General features: G+C 64.8%; 17 protein-coding genes. 16 read left to right on the top strand and 1 reads right to left on the bottom strand.

From position 1 onward, the window contains the following. Window positions 1–32: 32 nt before the first annotated feature. From OOB33_RS16830 to OOB33_RS16905, 16 genes are all read left to right on the top strand, one after another. The gene (locus OOB33_RS16830; RefSeq protein WP_102766746.1) at window positions 33–608 is read left to right on the top strand and encodes a DUF4337 domain-containing protein; all 576 of its coding nucleotides are present in this window, start codon (window positions 33–35) and stop codon (window positions 606–608) included. A 257-nt stretch (window positions 609–865) separates the two neighbouring features. Continuing rightward, window positions 866–1,846 (top strand): PstS family phosphate ABC transporter substrate-binding protein, encoded by a 981-nt coding sequence (locus OOB33_RS16835; protein ID WP_271009519.1) that lies wholly within the window; start codon window positions 866–868, stop codon window positions 1,844–1,846. An 86-nt stretch (window positions 1,847–1,932) separates the two neighbouring features. Next, the gene (locus OOB33_RS16840; protein ID WP_165794469.1) at window positions 1,933–2,571 is read left to right on the top strand and encodes a hypothetical protein; all 639 of its coding nucleotides are present in this window, start codon (window positions 1,933–1,935) and stop codon (window positions 2,569–2,571) included. A 106-nt stretch (window positions 2,572–2,677) separates the two neighbouring features. After that, window positions 2,678–4,936 (top strand): ABC transporter permease subunit, encoded by a 2,259-nt coding sequence (locus OOB33_RS16845; RefSeq protein WP_271009520.1) that lies wholly within the window; start codon window positions 2,678–2,680, stop codon window positions 4,934–4,936. Between the two features lie 16 nt (window positions 4,937–4,952). Continuing rightward, window positions 4,953–6,608 carry a phosphate ABC transporter permease PstA gene (pstA, locus tag OOB33_RS16850; protein ID WP_102766750.1) on the top strand — a complete coding sequence of 552 codons (1,656 nt, stop codon included), beginning with the start codon at window positions 4,953–4,955 and terminating at the stop codon, window positions 6,606–6,608. A gap of 62 nt (window positions 6,609–6,670) precedes the next feature. Then, entirely contained in the window at window positions 6,671–7,519 is an 849-nt protein-coding gene (pstB, locus tag OOB33_RS16855; protein ID WP_102766751.1) for a phosphate ABC transporter ATP-binding protein PstB, read from the top strand. Window positions 7,520–7,603: 84 nt separating this feature from the next. After that, entirely contained in the window at window positions 7,604–8,317 is a 714-nt protein-coding gene (phoU, locus tag OOB33_RS16860; RefSeq protein WP_102766752.1) for a phosphate signaling complex protein PhoU, read from the top strand. A 30-nt stretch (window positions 8,318–8,347) separates the two neighbouring features. Then, complete coding sequence (phoB, locus tag OOB33_RS16865) at window positions 8,348–9,049, top strand: phosphate regulon transcriptional regulator PhoB (protein ID WP_171828872.1); 702 nt, start codon at window positions 8,348–8,350, stop codon at window positions 9,047–9,049. A gap of 31 nt (window positions 9,050–9,080) precedes the next feature. Further along, window positions 9,081–10,403 (top strand): phosphate regulon sensor histidine kinase PhoR, encoded by a 1,323-nt coding sequence (gene phoR / locus OOB33_RS16870; protein WP_271009521.1) that lies wholly within the window; start codon window positions 9,081–9,083, stop codon window positions 10,401–10,403. 128 nt (window positions 10,404–10,531) lie between these two features. Beyond that, a complete protein-coding gene (gene xth / locus OOB33_RS16875; protein WP_271009522.1) occupies window positions 10,532–11,296 on the top strand; it encodes an exodeoxyribonuclease III in 765 nt (254 codons plus the stop codon). A gap of 144 nt (window positions 11,297–11,440) precedes the next feature. Beyond that, complete coding sequence (locus tag OOB33_RS16880) at window positions 11,441–13,084, top strand: methyl-accepting chemotaxis protein (RefSeq protein ID WP_271009523.1); 1,644 nt, start codon at window positions 11,441–11,443, stop codon at window positions 13,082–13,084. A 272-nt stretch (window positions 13,085–13,356) separates the two neighbouring features. Beyond that, window positions 13,357–13,830, top strand: coding sequence for a type IV pilin protein (locus OOB33_RS16885; protein ID WP_271009524.1), 474 nt, complete (start codon window positions 13,357–13,359; stop codon window positions 13,828–13,830). Then, window positions 13,824–14,306 carry a pilus assembly FimT family protein gene (locus OOB33_RS16890; protein ID WP_271009525.1) on the top strand — a complete coding sequence of 161 codons (483 nt, stop codon included), beginning with the start codon at window positions 13,824–13,826 and terminating at the stop codon, window positions 14,304–14,306. Before OOB33_RS16885 ends, OOB33_RS16890 begins: the two co-directional genes overlap by 7 nt. 13 nt (window positions 14,307–14,319) lie before the next feature. After that, window positions 14,320–14,769 (top strand): type IV pilus modification PilV family protein, encoded by a 450-nt coding sequence (locus OOB33_RS16895; protein WP_271009526.1) that lies wholly within the window; start codon window positions 14,320–14,322, stop codon window positions 14,767–14,769. An 11-nt stretch (window positions 14,770–14,780) separates the two neighbouring features. Further along, on the top strand, window positions 14,781–15,512 hold the full coding sequence (locus OOB33_RS16900; RefSeq protein ID WP_271009527.1) for a prepilin-type N-terminal cleavage/methylation domain-containing protein: 732 nt from the start codon (window positions 14,781–14,783) through the stop codon (window positions 15,510–15,512). Window positions 15,513–15,518: 6 nt separating this feature from the next. Continuing rightward, window positions 15,519–17,375, top strand: coding sequence for a hypothetical protein (locus OOB33_RS16905; protein ID WP_271009528.1), 1,857 nt, complete (start codon window positions 15,519–15,521; stop codon window positions 17,373–17,375). Here the strand turns inward: OOB33_RS16905 and OOB33_RS16910 are convergent. Beyond that, entirely contained in the window at window positions 17,366–18,673 is a 1,308-nt protein-coding gene (locus tag OOB33_RS16910; RefSeq protein ID WP_271009529.1) for a DEAD/DEAH box helicase, read from the bottom strand. The genes OOB33_RS16905 and OOB33_RS16910 overlap by 10 nt on opposite strands. Window positions 18,674–18,703 lie beyond the last annotated feature (30 nt).

Here is an 18,703-nt window from a genome sequence, read left to right on the forward strand (position 1 = left end):
CGATTGGATAGCGAGAGAGGACTGAAGCCACCATGTCTGGACACGGATTCCATGTGCACGGCCCGCACGACCACGAGATTGAACATGCTGCCCATGCCGACCCCAAGGGCCTGGCCGGTCAGTTGGCGGTGATCACGGCTGTCCTGGCCACTGTGGGCGCGATGTTCTCTTATATGGGCGGGGCCACACAGGCCAATGCCGGTCTGTACAAGAACGATGCCGCCATCAAGAAGACCGAAGCGGCCAACCAATGGGCGCTCTACCAATCCAAGAGCAACAAGCAAAACATGGCCGAACTGGCCTTGGCCCTGGTGCCCGAGGACAAGAAAGCCGGCTACCAAAAGGAAGTCGAACGCTACAAGGAAGAGAAAAGCGGCATCCGAGAAAAGGCCGAAGCGCTGGACAAGGAGTCTCAGGCTTTTGACGAAAAGAGCGCCGAGCAGATGCATTTGCACCACCGTTGGGCACAGGCCACCACCGCTTTGCAGGTTTCGATTGCCTTGGCCGCCATCGCCTTGCTGACGAAAAAGCGCTGGATGGAATGGGCCACGGTCGGCCTCGGCCTGCTGGGTTTTGGCCTGGGCGGCATGGCCGCGCTGCATCTGTAATATTTCAGTTTTCAGTCAAGGCCCGCGATTTTCACCGGCTCCCGCTGGCTTTTTCGGGCGTTTTGGCGTCCACTGCCTGGGCCGCTTGGGCCAGAAGGCAGTGACATATGACAGTCGTCGCCTTGTCACATGACAGGCGGCGATTTTCATTTGTGACGCCGGATGTCAAATTCCGTCATATCTCTGTCACGACCGCTGTTTAGCATCCGGGCTGCTTCAAGACAAAGCACACCCCTTCTAATCACTGGAGTTGACGAATGACCCCTTCTCGCCTTGCCGCTGCCCTGCAAATCGCAGGCTTGATGTTTGTCGCAACCTCCGCCACAGCCCAGGCTGTCAAGGTGGATCCGGCACTGCCCGCATATCAAAAGGCATCCGGCGTCTCCGGCAACTTCACCAGCGTGGGCTCTGACACGCTGAACAATCTGATGACGCTGTGGGCCGAGGAGTTCAAGCGCCTCTACCCCAACGTCAACATCCAGATCCAGGGCGCGGGTTCGTCCACCGCGCCGCCGGCCCTGACCGAAGGCGCCGCCAACTTCGGCCCGATGAGCCGTCTGATGACTGCCCGTGAAGTCGAAGGCTTCGAAAAGAAGCACGGCTACAAGCCCACCGCCGTCGGCGTGGCCATTGATGCCCTGGCTGTGTACGTCAACAAGGACAACCCGATCAAGGGCCTGACCATCACCGACCTGGACGCCATCCTGTCGGTCAGCCGCAAGTGCGGCGGCGCGTCTGACTTCACCAAGTGGGGCCAAGTCGGCCTGACCGGTGAGTGGGCCAGCCGCGACATCGCCATGTACGGCCGTAACTCGGTCTCGGGCACCTACGGCTTCTTCAAGGACGTGGGCCTGTGCAAGGGCGACTTCAAGCGCAATGTGGCCGAGCAGCCGGGTTCGGCTTCGGTGGTGCAGAGCGTGTCCACCCAGATCAATGCCCTGGGCTACTCGGGCATTGGCTACAAGACCTCGGGCGTGCGCGCCCTGCCGCTGTCGAAGAAGGCCGGTGAGCCCTTCGTCGAACCCGATGCCAAGCACGCCATCGACGGCACCTACCCGCTGGCCCGCGTGTTGTACGTCTACGTGAACAAGAAGCCCAACCAGCCGCTGAACCCGCTGGAGCGCGAGTTCTTCAAGATGGTGCTGTCCAAGCAAGGTCAGGAAGTGACCATCAAGGACGGCTTCGTGCCGGTGCCCGCCGCCATGGCCACCCGCTTCCTGGCTGAGATCAGCAAGTAAGAAGCAAGCCAGAGGATGACGCGGCTGCCGCCCAGCCCTCGTGGCGCAGCGGCAGCCCGACCTCAAGCTGCAAAGGAACCCAAGCAATGAAGACGACTGCACTGAACTCGGCCCTGCTCGTGGCCGTCCTGGGTTTGAGCGCTTGCGCCAACACCCAGCCTGTGGCCGCTCCGGCTGCCGCGCCGGCACCCGCTCCGGTGGTGGCCGCTGCGCCGGCACCGGCTCCGGTGGCTGCCCCGGTCGCTGCGCCGGCGCTTGAACTGATCAAGGAGTTGTATGTGGTGCTGCCCGAGTCGGGCCGTGTCCATGCCTTCGGTGATCTGAAGAACTACCAGGACTTCCTGAACCACGGCGAAGTGACCCTGACCCGCACCAAGATCGGTGAAGGCCCGGGCGGCGCGACCCTGGTGTTCGGCATCACCGGCGACGATGTCAAGGGCAACCGCCCCAGCCTCGGCGAAAAGGCCTTGAGCGGCCAGTTCGGCGGCGCGCCCGAGTTCTACGGCGAAGTGCTCAAGGGCAATCGCTTCTACGTGTTCGGCGACCTGAAGGACATGAAGGACTTCCTGGCCTTCGGAGAAGTGCCTTACAGCTTCACCGAGATCGGCAGCGGCCCCAAGGGCGAGACCCTGGTCTATGTGATGAACAAGGACAGCGTCAAGGGTGGCAAGCCGATGAACCGGGTGGAGCGTTTCAAGTCCCTGCGCGTGGCGCAAAAGTCCTGAATACAAAACCTGGCTCTGTCCTTACTTTGAGCCTCTGAGAGAAAAAGGGTGAGCAGGCCAGTCCTGCCCACCCTTGACCACCATCAGCGCGGAACTTTTCCAAGCCATGAATACTGCCAGTCCCACCCAAACGGCCATCAGCGTCGACCGAGCCATGAGCCGGCGCCTGCTGACCGACAAGCTGTTCGAGAAGTTGATGACCGTCGGCGGCCTCAGCGTCATCGTCGCCGTGTCGGCCATCTTCGTCTATCTGGTCAGCGTGGTGGTGCCGCTGTTCATGCCGCCTGGCATTGATCACCGCGCCCAGTTCGCCACCCCGGGCGGCAACGCTCAAGCCACCCTCACCCTGACGGGTGAGGAACAGCGCGAGATCGGCTCGCGCGTGGGCGCAGGTGGCGCCATCACCTTCTTCAAGTTCGCCTCGGGCGAGACCATCGGCCAGGTGCAAGTGCCCGTGCCGGAGGGTGTGCGCATCACCAGCGCCGAGACCGGCGAGCGCCGCAGCTTCTCACAGGCCTTCGGTCTGTCGGATGGCCGCGTGCTGCTGGTCAAGCAAAGTTTCTCGGTCAGCTTCCCCAACAACAAGCGCGTGATCACGCCCGCCCTGGCCTACCCGGTCGGCGAAGCACCGCTGGCCCTGGACCCGCAAGGCCGCGCCATTCAGCTGATCGGCATGCAGCAGTCGGACGATGGCTCGACCATCGCCGCCGTCACGGAAGACGGACGCCTGCTGCTCTCCGCCGTGAACATCAGCAACAATGCGATGACGGGCGAGACCAAGAGCGAGGTGCAGAGCTCCGAAATCGCCAACCCGCCCGCCGGCATTCGCCAGCTGGTGGTGGAAGCCAAGCAACGCGAGCTCTATGTGCTGCACGGCGACGCCAAGCTGGCGCGCTACAACATCAGCGACAAGAGCAATCCCAAACTGCTGGAAACCGTGGAACTGGCCAAGGGCCAGAAGGTCACGGCCCTGACCATGCTCAGCGGTGGCTACTCGCTGATCGTCGGCACCGACAAGGGTGAGCTGAGCCAGTGGTTCCTGGTGCGCACCGAAGGCGCCAACTTCAGCATGACCCGTATCCGGGACTTCAAGCCCATGCCGGCTGCGGTCACGGCCCTGGCGCCGGAGTTCTTCCGCAAGGGCTTCATCGTCGGCGATGCCGCCGGCAATCTGGGCAGCTATTTCGCCACCTCGCAACGCCTGCTCTTCGTCGAGAAACTCAGTGACAAGCCGCTGACCGTGCTCGGCGTGCCGCCGCGCGGCAATGGCTATCTGGCGCAGGATGAGGCCGGCCGCGTCTACACCGCCGCCGTCGACAACCATTACCCGGAAGTCTCCTTCAGCAGCCTGTGGAGCAAGGTCTGGTACGAGAGCTATGAAGAGCCTGACTACGTCTGGCAAAGCTCGGCCTCGAATGCTGACTTTGAACCCAAGTTCAGCCTGGCCCCGCTGACCTACGGCACCATCAAGGCCGCCACCTACGCCATGCTGGTGGCGATGCCGCTGGCCATCCTGGGCGCCATCTTCACCGCCTATTTCATGACCCAACGCATGCGCGAAATCGTCAAGCCCTCGATCGAGGTCATGGCCGCGCTGCCGACCGTGGTGCTGGGTTTCCTGGCCGGCCTGTGGCTGGCTCCGCTGGTGGAGAACAACCTCGCCGGCGTCTTGATGAGTTTGCTGCTGCTGCCGGCAGCCATGGTGCTTGCATCCTTTGTCTGGCACCTGATGCCCCGCAGCCTGGTCGAACGTGTCGGCCTGGGCTGGGAAGCCGCCCTGCTGATGCCCATTGTCGCCCTGGCCATTTGGGGTTTCTTCCAGCTGGGCCACCCGATCGAGGCCGCCTTCTTCGGTGGTGACCTGCCGCACTGGTTGTCCAACACGGCCGGTATCAGCTTCGAGCAGCGCAACTCGCTGGTGGTGGGCATTGCCATGGGCTTCGCCGTCACCCCGACCATCTTCTCGATCGCCGAAGACGCGATCTTCAGCGTGCCCAAGTCGCTGACCTCGGGTTCGCTGGCCCTGGGTGCCACGCCCTGGCAGACCATGATGGGCGTGGTGCTGCTGACCGCCAGCCCTGGCATCTTCTCGGCCGTGATGATCGGCCTGGGCCGTGCCGTCGGTGAAACCATGATCGTGCTGATGGCCACCGGCAACACCGCCGTGATGGACTTCAGCATGTTCTCGGGCTTCCGCACCCTGTCCGCCAATATCGGCGTCGAAATGCCCGAGGCCGGCGTTGGTGAAACCCATTACCGCCTGCTCTTCCTGTCCGCCCTGGTGTTGTTCGCCTTCACCTTCCTCGTCAACACCCTCGCCGAGCTGATTCGTCAGCGCCTGCGCGAGAAGTACAGCACCATCTGACGGAGCACGATCAATCATGAAAGACTGGTTCAAAAGCGGCTCGCCCTGGATCTGGCTCACCGCCGGTGCCGTGGCAGTGTCCGTGCTGGCTGTGGCCGGCGTGATGGCCCTGACGGCCCTGCGTGGCCTCGGCCACTTCTGGCCCAAGGCGGTCATCGAGACCACCTACAAGGAACGTGACGGCTCCACCATCGGCCTGATCGGCGAAATCCGTGAACGCGAAGAGGTGTCTGTGCGCCGCCTGCGCGAAGCGGGCTTCGTGATCCCGGGTGATGACACCTTCACCGACCGCGTGCTCATCAAGATGGGCAACCGCGATGTGTCGGGTGTGGATTTCCGCTGGTTCCCTCTGCCCTTGCTGGGCGAACAGACCAAGCCGCACGACGTCATCACCGTCGAGCGCCGCGAGTGGGGCAATTTCTACGGTCATCTGGTGGCCGTCAAGCAAGAAGGTCAACTGATTGCCAGCGGCGAAGCCGCCTGGGCGCCGCTGCAAGAACGCACCGCCCGTGCCCAGGACCTGTTCAAGCAGATCCACAAGCTCGAGAAGCAAGAGATTGGCAAAGTCAACTACGAGCTCGAGCGCCTGCGCCTGAGCGAACGCCGCCTGCAACTGGAAGACCACCTGGACGATGCCGCCAAGGCCAGTCTGGCTGCCAAGCGCGAAGCCCTGAACAAGGAGTTCGGCGCCCTGCAGGAAAAGACCGACGCCTTGCGCAAGCAACTGGCCCGCGACAGTTTTGTCGCCCGCGTGGCCGACGGCCGCGAAGTGGAAGTGCCCCTGGCCCAGGTGGCCGATGTCTACCGCGCCAACACCATGGGCCTGTTCGACAAGATCAGCCACTACGCCAAGAAGCTGGGCGAGTTCATCTGGGACGACCCGCGTGAAGCCAACACCGAAGGCGGCATCTTCCCCGCCATTTTCGGCACGGTGATGATGGTGCTGCTGATGGCCGTGATCGTGACGCCGCTGGGCATCATGGCTGGCATCTATATGCGCGAGTACGCCAAGCAAGGCACCCTGATCCGCATCATCCGCATCTCGGTGAACAACCTGGCCGGCGTGCCCTCCATCGTCTACGGCGTGTTTGGCCTGGGCTTCTTCGTCTACTTCCTGGGCGGCAATATCGACCGCCTGTTCTTCCCCGAAGCCCTGCCCGGCCCGACTTTCGGCAGCCCCGGCATCCTGTGGTCGGCCCTGACCCTGGCCCTGCTGACCCTGCCGGTGGTGATCGTGGCCACCGAAGAAGGCCTGGCCCGCGTGCCCCGCTCGGTGCGCGAAGGCAGCCTGGCCCTGGGTGCAACCAAGGCCGAGACCCTGTGGCGCACCGTGCTGCCCATTGCCAGCCCGGCCATGATGACCGGCCTGATCCTGGCCGTGGCTCGCGCGGCTGGCGAAGTGGCGCCGCTGATGCTGGTGGGCGTGGTCAAGCTGGCGCCGGCACTGCCGCTCGATGGCTTCTTCCCCTTCCTGCACCTGGAGCGCAAGTTCATGCACCTGGGCTTCCACATCTATGACGTGGGATTCCAAAGCCCCAATGTCGAAGCTGCACGGCCCCTGGTCTACGCGACCGCCATGCTGCTGGTGGTGGTCATCATCGGCTTGAACCTGACCGCCATTCGCATGCGCAACCGTCTGCGCGAAAAATTCAAAGAGCTGGACTCGGTCTGATGCCCTGATTGCATCGCCCTGCCCCACACTCTGCCCCACACTATTGATCTGGAGAGACTTTCATGAGCTCCCTCACCCAAACCGCCGAACTGCCCAAGCTGAAGATCGCCACCGCCGTGCCTGAGTCGGCCGTGCCGCTCAAGCCGCTGGAAGAACTGGACGTGGCCCTGGCGGTCAAGAACCTGAACCTGTTCTACGGTGCCAAGCAGGCCTTGCACAACGTCTCGCTGAACATTCCGCGCGGCCATGTGGTTGCCTTCATTGGCCCCAGCGGCTGTGGCAAGTCCACCCTGCTGCGCTGCTTCAACCGCATGAACGATCTGGTGGATGGCTGCCGTATCGAAGGCGAGGTGCAGCTGGACCAGAAGAACATCTTCGACCGCAGCGTCAACGTGGCCCAGCTGCGTCGTCGGGTCGGCATGGTGTTCCAGAAGCCCAACCCCTTCCCCAAATCCATCTACGAAAACGTGGCCTACGGCCTGCGCCTGCTGGGTGTCAAGGACCGTGCCCAGCTGGATGAAACGGTGGAGCGCTCGCTGCGCCAGGCCGCGCTGTGGAATGAAGTCAAGGACCGCCTGGACAGCAGCGGCCTGAGCCTCTCCGGCGGTCAGCAACAACGTCTGGTGATTGCCCGCGCCATTGCCCTGGAGCCCGAAGTGCTGCTGCTGGACGAGCCCTGCTCGGCCCTGGACCCGATCGCCACCGCCAAGATCGAAGAGCTGCTGCAAGAGCTCAAGACCAAGTACACCATCGTCATCGTGACCCACAGCATGCAACAGGCCGCTCGTGTCTCCGACTTCGTGGCCTATATGTACCTGGGTGAGCTGGTCGAGTACGGTGCCACGCGCGAGGTTTTCATGAAACCCAAGCGCAAGGAAACCGAAGACTACATCACCGGCCGCTTCGGTTGAGCCCACGGGCGGCACGGCCGCCTCTCAGCGCAAGCTGCTCGTTAGACTGCAACGATTGATTCAAATTCGCAAAGGGTAGAAGTCATGGGTGACAAACATCTGTCGAGCCAGTTCGATCTGGAATTGAGCGGTATCTCGACCCGCGTTCTGGAAATGGGCGGCCTGGTGGAATCGCAGGTGGAACTGGCTGTCTCGGCCCTGACCTCCTTCGACGGCGACATTGCCTCGCGCGTGCTGGTCGCTGAAGAGCGCGTCAACCAGATGGAGGTCGAGATCGACCACGACCTCTCCGCCATCATCGCCCTGCGCCAGCCCACCGCCCGCGATCTGCGCCTCTTGATCGCCATCTCCAAGACCATCGGCAACCTCGAGCGGGTTGGCGATGAAGCCGCACGCATCGCCCGCACCGTGCACCGCCTGATCAACTCGGGCGTGTTCAGCCGCCTGCGACTGCCGGTCAGCGACATCTCCTTCGAGGCCGAGCTGGCCACGGCCTCGCTGCGCAAGGCGCTGGACGCCTTCGCCCGCCTGGACACCGTGCAAGCGCTGGAAGTGATCAAGCAGGACAACCAGATCGACCAGGAATTCGACGGCCTGATGCGCAAGCTCATCACCTACATGATGGAAGACCCGCGCACCATCTCGGCCTCCATCGATCTGGTGTTCGTGGCCAAGGCGATCGAGCGTGTGGGTGACCACGCCAAGAACCTGGCCGAACAGATCATCTACATCGTCAAGGGCACGGACATCCGCCACAACCCCATGGACACCGTGGAATCCGTGGCCCTCAAAGACTGATCAACCTCATTCGAAAAGAAGAAGCACAGCATGTCGAGGATTCTTGTTGTCGAAGACGAGTCGGCGATTGCCGAACTTATCTCCATCAATCTGCGCCACTCCGGTTTCGAAGTGACCCTGGCCAGCAGCGCGGACCAAGCACAGTACGAGGTCGACAGGGTGCTGCCCGATCTGGTGGTGCTGGACTGGATGCTGCCCGGCCAGAGCGGTCTGGCCCTGGCCCGCCAATGGCGCGGCCAGCAACGCACCAAGGACCTGCCCATCATCATGCTGACGGCCCGTGCCGAAGAGACCGACAAGGTCTCGGGCCTGGACGCCGGGGCCGATGACTACCTGACCAAACCGTTTTCCACCAACGAGCTGCTGGCCCGCATCCGCGCGGTGCTGCGCCGCAAGGCGCCCGAGGCGCTGGATTCCGTGGTGACGATTGGCGGGCTGAGCCTGGACCCCGGCACCCGCCGGGTCAGCCGCGAAGGTGCCGAGGTCAAGCTGGGCCCGACCGAGTTCCGCCTGCTGCACTTTTTCATGAGCCACCCCGAGCGCGTGCACAGCCGCTCGCAGCTGCTGGACCGCGTCTGGGGCGACCATGTCTTCATCGAAGAGCGCACGGTGGATGTGCACGTCAAGCGCCTGCGCGAAGCGCTGGAGCGCGTGCAATGCGCGCGCATGATCGAGACCGTGCGCGGCGCCGGCTACCGCCTGTCGCAGCAAGCCCAGCCCGTTTCGGCCTGATGAATCCGCCTTCGCCTGGAAAGCGTTTTTCATGACCGTGATCGGTTTTCTCCCCCGCCTGGCCCTGGTGGGTTTGATCGTGTTTGCCGGTGATCTGGCCGGGCGCGGCATCGGCACGCTGACGGGCTACCCCCAGCTCAGCGAGTGGCTGGGCGTGGTCAGCGCCATCGTGGCCCTGCTGCTGATCGACACCTTGCGCATCCGCCGCCTGATGCAGTGGCTGCGCGAGAAGCAGCCCGGCGATGCGCCGCGCAGCAGCGGCTACTGGGGCGACCTGGCCTATCTGATCGAGCGCGCCCTGCGCAAACGCGACCGGGCCATCGCCCACGAACGCCTGCAACTGCAGCAGTTCCTGTCGGCCATCGAGGCCTCGCCCAACGGCGTGCTGATGCTCGATGCCCACGACCATGTCACCTGGTGCAACCGTGTCGCGGCCGACCATTTCGCGCTCGACCCGCAGCGCGATCTGCAGCAGCGCATCACCAACCTGGTCCGCTATCCGAGCTTTGTCAGCTATTTGCAGGCCGGGCGTTTCAACGAGCCCCTCTTGCTGACCAGTTCGCGCGGCTCGGGCACCTTGTCGGTGATCGTGCGGCCCTACGGCGACGGCCTGCGGCTGGTGCTGAGCCAGGACGTGACCGAGCGCGAACGCGCCGAAGCCATGCGCCGTGATTTCGTGGCCAATGTCTCGCACGAGATCCGCACGCCCTTGACCGTGCTCAGCGGCTTCATCGAAACCATGAGCTCCCTGCCCCTGAGCGAGCCCGAACGCCGCCGTGTGCTGACCTTGATGGGCCAGCAAACCGAGCGCATGCTGAGCCTGGTCAGCGACCTGCTGACCCTGGCCCAGCTGGAAGGCAGCCCGCGCCCCGGCTCGGACCGATGGATCGGTCTGGCGCCGCTGTTTCAGCGCCTGGGCACCGATGCCAAGGCCTTGTCCAACGGCCGGCACCAGCTCAAGGTCGGCGAAGTCGGCGCGCTGGAACTGGCGGGCGTGGAGACGGAGCTGATCAGCGCCATCAGCAATCTGCTGAGCAATGCCGTGCGCTACACCCCCGAGGGCGGCGAGATCGAATTGAGCTGGCGCCTGGCCGCCGATGGTCACGGCGAAATCTCCGTCACCGACACCGGCCCCGGCATCGCCCGCGAGCACCTGCCGCGCCTGACCGAGCGCTTCTACCGTGTCGATGGCAGCCGCAACCGCGAGACCGGCGGCACCGGCCTGGGCCTGTCCATCGTCAAACATGTGATGCAACGCCACGGTGGCGAGTTGCAGGTGCAGAGCGAAGTGGGACAGGGCAGCCGCTTCACACTGCTCCTGCCCCCCTCACGGGTGCGCCAGGCAGCGCCCTGATTTCGCGCAGGCTTCCCAGCGCTGCATCCTCACCAGGGCCGGCCAGGCGTTAAGCTGCCGGCCCTGCGTCATTTCTGACGCATTCGACCATTTGCTTGATGTACGCGACCTGCACCGGAGCACGCCCCATGAAATTTGCCACCTGGAATGTCAACTCCCTGGCCGTTCGCCTGCCCCAGGTGCTGGACTGGCTGGCGGCCAACCCGGTCGATGGCCTGGTGCTGCAGGAAACAAAACTGACCGACGACAAGTTCCCGCAGGCGGACTTCGAGGCTGCCGGCTGGCAGGTGCAGTTCTTCGGTCAGAAGACCTACAACGGCGTGGCCTTGATCAGCCGCAGTCCGGCTACCGACGTGGTGAAGAACATCCCCGGCTTCGAAGACCCCCAGGCGCGCGTGATCACCGGCACCGTCGACGGCGTGCGCTGCATTGGCGCCTACTTCCCGAATGGCCAGGCGCCCGACAGCGACAAGTTCGTTTACAAGATGGCCTGGCTGGAGGCCTTGCGCAGCTTTGTCGCGGCAGAGCTTCAAACCCACCCGAACCTGCTCCTGATGGGCGACTTCAACATCGCACCGGACGACCGTGATGTCTACGACCCGGTGGCCTGGGCCGGCCAGATCCACTGCACGCCGCAGGAACGGGCGCATTTCCAGGCCCTGATCGAGCTGCCACTCTGCGACGCCTTCCGCCTCTTCGAGCAAGCACCCAAGAGCTGGAGTTGGTGGGATTACCGCAACCTGGCCTTCCGCAAAAACCAAGGCCTGCGCATCGACCACATCCTGGCCAGCGCCGCCCTGCAGCCCAGGGTCAAGTCTTGCGTCATCGATCGCGCCCCGCGCAAGAACGAACGCCCCAGCGACCACGCGCCGGTCTGGGTGGAACTGGGCTGAACGCCCGCCGCGGCCTGCAGCCGCAGCGCCGCGCACGGGGGCTGGTCATGAAGCGCCCGGGCGCGTGATACTGCGCCCAGCAGACGCGGATGCGGCCGGGACCACCGGCGGCCACGGGCGATCTGCGCCGCGAGGACGCTGCCCATGCGAAGCAATCTTCCCGTCAGCCAGCAGGAATTCCCCTTCCCCAGCGGGCGCACGCTGGTGTCCACCACCGATCTCAAGGGGCGCATCCTGCACTGCAATGCGGCCTTCATTCAGGTCAGCGGCTACAGCGCGGACGAGTTGCTGGGCCAGCCCCACAACCTGATTCGTCACCCGGACATGCCCGAGGAGGCCTTTCGCGACCTCTGGGACACCGTGGCACGCGGCCTGCCCTGGTCCGGCGTGGTCAAGAACCGCCGCAAGAATGGCGACCACTACTGGGTGCTGGCCAATGTCACACCGCTGAGCGAGAACGGCAGGCCGGTGGCCTACCTGTCGGTGCGCACCCAGCCCAGCCGCGAGCAGGTGCAGGCGGCAGAGGCGCTCTACGCCACCATGCGCGGTGAAGCGGCGAAAGGCGCTTTGCTGCATGTGCTGCACGAGGGTCAGGTCTTGCGCCGGGACTGGCGCAGCCGCTGGCTGCGCGCACTGCGGCCCGGCCCCTGGTTGCCCACAGGCCTGATCGTGCTGCTGGTCGCGGGCCTGAGCATGGCCGTGGGGCGCTGGGGCGTGGCGCCAGCCAGCCCCTGGTTTGTGCCCCAGGTGCTGCTCCTGGCCGCCCTGACGTTGGGCCTCGCCCGCGCCTGCGTGAATCGCGATCGCGCGGGCCTTCAGCGCCTGCTGGCCTTTGCCCATCAGCTCTCCGCAGGCGACCTCAGCCAGGCACTCAAGCCTCAGGCGAGTCTGAGTTCGGCCAGCGATCTGCAGGCGCTGGAAACCGCGCTGAACCAGCTGCGCGTCAATTTGCGCGCCTTGGTGGCCGACACACTCGATGAGCTGCAGGACATGAACTGTCTGAGCCGCGAGATCGCCCAGGGCAATGCCGATCTGGCCCAGCGCACCGGGGCTCAGGCCGCCAGCCTCGAGCAAACTGCCGCCGCCATGGAGGAAATCACCGGCACGGTGCGCAGAAGCACCGACAGCGCCCACCAGGCTTCGTCGGTGGCCGAGGAACTGAGTCGGGTCAGCAGCCAGAGCGGCGACGTCGTCCACCATGTCACCGACACCATGGGCGGCATTGCCGGCGCCTCTCGGCGCATCGGTGAAATCATCCAGGTGATCGACTCCATTGCCTTTCAGACCAACATCCTGGCACTCAACGCCGCCGTCGAATCGGCCCGCGCCGGGGAGCATGGGCGAGGTTTCGCCGTGGTGGCCAGCGAAGTGCGTGCTCTGGCCCAACGCAGCCAGCAGGCAGCAGCTGAGATCCGCCAGCTGATTCACGATTCAGCCGAAAAGGTCGAGGCCGGAGAACGCCAAACGCGCAGCGCCCAGGACAGCATCGAACAGACCCTGCAGTCGGTGCAGCACTTCACGCGCCTGATCGGCCAGATCCACCTGGGTGCCGATGAGCAACTGCGCGGCATCTCGCAGATCAACCAGGCGATCAGCCATCTGGACGGCATCACGCAGCAAAACTCGGCCCTGGTGGAGCAACTGGCACGTGCGGCCAGCGTCTTGCAGGCCCAGGTCGGCGAGGTGCAGGCCGCGGTGCAGATATTCCGCCTGCAACATGGCGCAGCGCGCGAGCTGCCCGATGCAGTGGCATTGCGCCGCGCCGCGCGTCCGCCACAACAGGCTTGAGCCCTCGCCTGCGCGAAAAGCTGGGCAATTGCGGTCCACCAGTCCCGCTTCGCGGGTACCCAAGCGCCCAGGCTTCCGATATAAGCAAATCTGCATGTGCGCTTGACGGATTCGGGCTCGCACGCAGCCCGCGAGCGTGACAAACATCGCAGACCTAACTAGATACCAGTCTGTAAAATTGGTATCTAGTTGGTTTTAATGTTGTGTGCACAGGCCGAAGCGAATTCGCGGCCGTTTTTGGCCTGTTTGTCCAGCGCTTGCGAGGAATGATCTTGAACACTGCTCCTGCTGTTGCCCCCAAGTCCTCGACGGCCGCGGCCCCGGCCTATCGCCGCGCGCAGCCCACTGCGGCACAGACCGGTTTCACTCTCGTCGAGTTGATGATTGCCGTGGTCGTGCTGGGCATCCTGGCCGCCATCGCCATCCCCTCCTACACCAGCTATGTCAACAAAAGCCGCGCCAAGAGTGGCAGCGCCGACCTCGCCGCCCTGGCGCTGAACATGGAGAACCGCTATCAGCTGCAGCTGAGCTATCCGGTCAATGCTGCCGGCACGGTGGCCACCACCACCATGTTCCCCGCCTGGGCCCCCACGCAATCGGCCTACTTCAACTACACCCTGGTCAGTACGGCCACCAGCTACACCCTGACCGCCACCGGCAAGGGCAGCCTGGCCAGCTGTGTGCTGACCCTGAACAACAGCAACACGCGCACCGCCACCAATGCCTGTGGCTTCACGACATGGTGATCCGCGCATCGTTGGGCACGAGGCAATGCGGGGTGTCGCTGATCGAAATGATGGTGACCATTGCCATCATGATGCTGCTGGCCCTGGCCGTCGCGCCGTTCTCGGCCTCCTGGGGCGCCCAGGCCTATATGCGCCAGAGCCAGACCTTGCTGATGCAGGGCATGAGCCAGCTCAAGGCCCTGGCGCTGCGCAATCCGAGCGCCAGCAGCGCCGGCGCCTCGGCGGTGATGATCAGCATTCCCGGCAAGCTCTGCGTCGCCAGCGGCGTGCCTGCCGCACTGAACTGCACGGCCGCGGCCTGGACCTCCAACCCGCCAGCCAGCATCCAGGTCAACGGCGCCGACAGGCAGTGCGTGGCGCTGGACAGCGCAGGCATGCCGATCGCGGCCACGGTGGCCGGCACCGTGTGCGGCACTGCCCTGAATTTTCGCGTCAGCCGCGGCTCTGAAGCTCCGCTCGATGGCACGCTCAACTGAGATGACGGCACCCATGACAGCGACCTCTCCCTCCGTCCCTCACGCCTGCGTACCGGGCAGATCCGCTCGCCGGCGCGGCGAGCGCGGCGATGCCTTGATCGAGTCCTTGATCGCCATGGTGTTGCTGGGCGTGATCGGCCTGGGCCTGGTCTACGCCGTCAGCCGCGCCATGGTCGCGCAGAAGTACCAAAAGGGACAAAGCCTGGCCATCCAGAGCATCCGCGCCGATCTGCAAGGCGCAGGTGTGGCCAATGGCTGCCCGGCCACCGGCGCAAGCACCAGCAGCAGCAACCTCAGCCTCGGCGGAAGCCTGCAGGTTTCGGGTGTGCAAAAGACCTGCACCATCACGGCCGTGACGGTCACCGTCAACGGTGTGGCCAAGGCCACCAGCCTGCCGCAGATCCAGTACGCTGCCGATGCCCAAACCTTGTTCGGGCCTGGCACGCTGACGGTGAGCAATTGAGGCCCGAGCCAATGTCCACGCCCCGGCTCACCTCCGCAAGCCGACGCCCCCAAGCGGGCTTGAGCCTGATCAGCTTGATGGTGGGCATGGTGATTTCCTTGATCGCCGTGCTGGGCGCCTTGGCGCTGTACCGCAGCACCACGCAGACCGTCTTCGGCGACGGAGGCCTGGTGCGCAGCTCCATCCAGGACGGTCAGCTGGCCACCGGCCTGCTCAGTGCACAAATCGCATTGCAAGGCGCGGGCTACGGCATCAGCAGTCCGAGCAGCGGCAACCATTTGCTGCTGATTCGCAACGCCGTGCTGAACTCCAGCACGGGCAAGCTCGATGGCACCCCGGTCACCCTCAGCAGCGCGGCGCAAAGCGGCAATGCCCTGGTCTGGGTGCACAACCCGGGGCTCAGCGCCAACACCGCCAGCTACAGCTGCGGCGCCCTTCTCTCCAACAGCAGCAACAAGGCGCTCTACCTGCTGCAGGCCAGCAGCGGCTGTCACCCTTTGAGCAGCAACTGGAAAACCATCAGCTGGACCAGCCGCGCACTCGTGGAAGACCAGGTGCTGGCCCAGGCAGTCACCTTGAGCGCCCGCAACGGCAGCAATTGCTGGCCCTACGGCGCCGTGCCAGAGGCCATCAGCAAGCTCAGCGCGCCGGCCGCTTCGGTCAGCGTGAGTCTGGGTTATGCCTCAAGTGTGAGCGGCAGCAGCAACACCTACATCAGCTGCCTGGCCAATCTGATTTCCTGATCTCCCATGGCCATTCGCATTGTTTCAAGCACCCGCCTCGCACGCTCATTGCAGCAGGGCATCTCCTCGGTGCTCTTCATGCTGCTGACAGGCCTGTCCCTGGGTGGCATGGTGTTCGGCGGCATCTACTACGTGCGCAGCCTGCAGGTGCAATCGGTCACGGTGCATGCCCTGACGCAGGCGCAGCTGAAAGCCTGGAGCGGCATTGAAGCGGTGCGGCAGTACCTGTTCCAGATCGGGGCGGTCGAGGCGGCCAAGCTCAGCGCCAATCAGGTGGTCAGCTTCGCCGGTGTCAGCGGCATTGCCGCCACGGTCAGCGAGGTGCTGGCCAATGACACGGTCAACTGCGGCGGTGGCACCCGGGTGGGCTTCAACATCACGGGCAGCAGCGGCGGCGCGAATGCCCTGCTGGCGGCCACCTTCTGCGCCAAAGGCAGCCCGGGCGGCGGCGGTGGCGGCGGCAAGACCGCAGCCGTCAACATCAAGGGCAATCTCGACATCAGCGGTGACCTGACCGTGATCGGCGATGCCAGCAGCAAGATCGTGGTCGATGGCAAGGTCACCGGTGCCGGCAGCCTGGCCGGCATCTCGAATCTGTACGCCTCGGGCGACATCAGCCTGGGCGGCAGCACCAGCATCGAGACCCTGTTTTCCGAGGGCAGTATCGCCCTCAGCGGCAGCGGCAGCTACAGCCAGGTGCAGTCCCTCAAGAATGTGTCGCTGACCGGCGGCGTCAGCGCAGGCACGATCAAGGCCAACGGCACGGTCAGTCTGGAAAGCAATGCCGTGACCGAACTGCTCGCCATCGGCAATGTCACCCTGGGCAGCAGCGCCACCATCGCCACGCTCAAGACCAAGGGCAGCGTGGTCGCCAGCAATTCGCTGATCACGGGCTCGGCACAGGTGCAGGGCAACTACGAGGAACAAGTGGCCGGCACGGTGGCCGCCGGCAACTACGGCGGCAGCCTGACCGTGCAGCCCTGGAACACCGGAGTGCATATGAGCCGCGTGGCCGGCCTCAATGTCGCGATCACGCCGCTGACAGCCGGCACGATCAGCGTGCCGACCTTCGATGCCTACGCCTACCAGAGCTCCGCCAACTACGCGTTCGAGCGGGTCGGCAGTGACACCAAGGTCACGGTCAAGAACGTCAGCAACATCCCCGACGGCGTCTACTTTCTGGTCGGAAGTGGTGCCAACCAGGACTACGTTTGCAGCAGCAACAGCTACAGCCCCGCCAGTTGCCCGGCCAAGATCTGCACCGGCTACAGCGAATACAACAGCTGCCTGAGCTACAGCGGCGGCAAATGGACGCTGGCCGGCGTGACCATGGCACCCGGCATTGTCTGGTTCAAGGGTGATTTCGAAGCTGGCCAGGGCACCTTCTACAACAGCTGGCTGGCCACCGGCAACATCAACACCGGCGGCACCAATGTGTCCTACGCGGTCAACTATGCCGGTCACGCCTCGGTGTGCACCAACAGCAGCTACCCCAATCTGGCACCCAAGAACTTCTGCAAGGCCGGCAGCAGCACCCTGCTGTCGGTCGGCGCGGGCAATATCGCCTTCGGCGCCGGCGGTCAGGTGGGCAACAACTACACCGGCGGCAAAGTCACATTGGCTGCCTCCAACCATGTCTACGGCGATGTGCTGGCCGGAGACATCCTGGAAACCGGTGGCAGCACCACAGTGCACGGCTACATCTCGGCGGCGCGCATCGGTACCGCACCGGGTGCCAGCAAGATCGGCGCCAGCACCAAGATCGACCTGAGCAACCTGCCTTCCAGCTTCAAGCCGGGCGAGACAGCAGTGACCCCGTCCGCCGCCAACAGCGCCAACCTGCTGTGGTCGCGTTACCGCTGAGCTTCGTCGCCAGGCAGGGGCGCTGACGCCACCGCAGCGGCCGTTGCTGCAGCCGCTGCAGCGGCTTCCCTCAGCTTGTCCTTTTTGCTCTTGCGGCGGCCCTTGATGCCGCCGTTCGAGTTCAGAGCCTGTGCCTGCTCCGGGCTCAGGGGGCTGGCTGCGAAACCCGCGATCTGTTCACGCGGCACGCGCTGGCCCTGGCGCTTCTCGATCAGCCGGAAATGGGCCTCGGCGCTGGCCGGCACCAGACTGACGGCCAGACCGGTTTCGCCCGCACGCCCGGTGCGGCCGATGCGGTGGATGTAGTCGGCCGGCGAACGTGGCAGGTCGTAATTCACCACCACCGGCAGCTCGGGAATGTCCAGGCCGCGGGCCGCCACATCGGTAGCCACCAGCACCTGAATCTCGCCATGGCGCAAGGCCGCCAGCACCTGGGTTCGGGCACCCTGGCTCAACTCGCCGTGCAAGGCGGCAGCCTTGATGCCGTGGGACCAGAGCTTGTCGGACACATGCTCGGTCGCGTAGCGCGTGGCCACGAACACCAGCACCCGACTCCAACTGGGCTCGGTCTGCAACAGATGGCGCAGCAGCGGCGTGCGCCGGCTCTCGTCCACCTGAATGGCGCGCTGCTGGATGGCGGCCGTGCGCTGCGGCTCCGGCGCAATGCGGACTTCCACAGGCTCCTGCAGCAGGCCCTGGGCCAGGCCCTGCACCGCCTTCGGAAACGTGGCTGAAAAAAACAGGCTCTGACGGCGCGCCGGCAGCAAGGCCAGGATGCGCTGCAACTCCTCGGCAAAGCCCAGGTCCAGCAGGCGATCGGCCTCGTCCAGCACCAGCATCTCGACGCTGCGCAGATCCAGGGCCTTGTGCTCGATCAGGTCCAGCAAACGGCCCGGTGTGGCCACCATCACATCGGTGCCACCGCGCAAGCCCATCAGCTGCGGGTTGATGGAAACACCGCCGAAGGCCTCGGAAATCTTCAGGCGCGGCGAGCCGCTCAGGCTGCGCGCGAACTCCCGCAGCACCTCACCCACCTGGACCACCAACTCGCGCGTGGGCAGCAGCACCAGGGCCTGCAGGCGGCGCGGGCCTTGGCCGGGCGGCATGCGCAAGCGCTGCAGCAGGGGCAAGCCGAAAGCGGCGGTCTTGCCCGAACCGGTCTGCGCCAGGCCCAGCACATCGCGCCCGGCCAGGATGGGCGGAATGGCGGCGGCCTGGATGGCCGTGGGGGCGTGGTAGCCCTGCTCGCGAACGGCACGAACCCAGACGGGCGCAAGGCCCAAAGAAGCAAAAGACATGGTCGGACCTGGCTGCGAGACGGGCGCCGA

Source organism: Paucibacter sp. B51 (assembly GCF_027863535.1).
Taxonomy (GTDB): Bacteria; Pseudomonadota; Gammaproteobacteria; order Burkholderiales; family Burkholderiaceae_C; genus Paucibacter_A; species Paucibacter_A aquatilis.

Bases quoted from the DNA above. Each gene is read 5' to 3' on its own strand.
- OOB33_RS16830 (WP_102766746.1), top strand. From the start codon at position 33: ATGTCTGGACACGGATTCCATGTGCACGGCCCGCACGACCACGAGATT.
- OOB33_RS16835 (WP_271009519.1), top strand. From the start codon at position 866: ATGACCCCTTCTCGCCTTGCCGCTGCCCTGCAAATCGCAGGCTTGATG.
- OOB33_RS16840 (WP_165794469.1), top strand. From the start codon at position 1,933: ATGAAGACGACTGCACTGAACTCGGCCCTGCTCGTGGCCGTCCTGGGT.
- OOB33_RS16845 (WP_271009520.1), top strand. From the start codon at position 2,678: ATGAATACTGCCAGTCCCACCCAAACGGCCATCAGCGTCGACCGAGCC.
- pstA (WP_102766750.1), top strand. From the start codon at position 4,953: ATGAAAGACTGGTTCAAAAGCGGCTCGCCCTGGATCTGGCTCACCGCC.
- pstB (WP_102766751.1), top strand. From the start codon at position 6,671: ATGAGCTCCCTCACCCAAACCGCCGAACTGCCCAAGCTGAAGATCGCC.
- phoU (WP_102766752.1), top strand. From the start codon at position 7,604: ATGGGTGACAAACATCTGTCGAGCCAGTTCGATCTGGAATTGAGCGGT.
- phoB (WP_171828872.1), top strand. From the start codon at position 8,348: ATGTCGAGGATTCTTGTTGTCGAAGACGAGTCGGCGATTGCCGAACTT.
- phoR (WP_271009521.1), top strand. From the start codon at position 9,081: ATGACCGTGATCGGTTTTCTCCCCCGCCTGGCCCTGGTGGGTTTGATC.
- xth (WP_271009522.1), top strand. From the start codon at position 10,532: ATGAAATTTGCCACCTGGAATGTCAACTCCCTGGCCGTTCGCCTGCCC.
- OOB33_RS16880 (WP_271009523.1), top strand. From the start codon at position 11,441: ATGCGAAGCAATCTTCCCGTCAGCCAGCAGGAATTCCCCTTCCCCAGC.
- OOB33_RS16890 (WP_271009525.1), top strand. From the start codon at position 13,824: ATGGTGATCCGCGCATCGTTGGGCACGAGGCAATGCGGGGTGTCGCTG.
- OOB33_RS16895 (WP_271009526.1), top strand. From the start codon at position 14,320: ATGACAGCGACCTCTCCCTCCGTCCCTCACGCCTGCGTACCGGGCAGA.
- OOB33_RS16900 (WP_271009527.1), top strand. From the start codon at position 14,781: ATGTCCACGCCCCGGCTCACCTCCGCAAGCCGACGCCCCCAAGCGGGC.
- OOB33_RS16905 (WP_271009528.1), top strand. From the start codon at position 15,519: ATGGCCATTCGCATTGTTTCAAGCACCCGCCTCGCACGCTCATTGCAG.
- OOB33_RS16910 (WP_271009529.1), bottom strand. From the start codon at position 18,673: ATGTCTTTTGCTTCTTTGGGCCTTGCGCCCGTCTGGGTTCGTGCCGTT.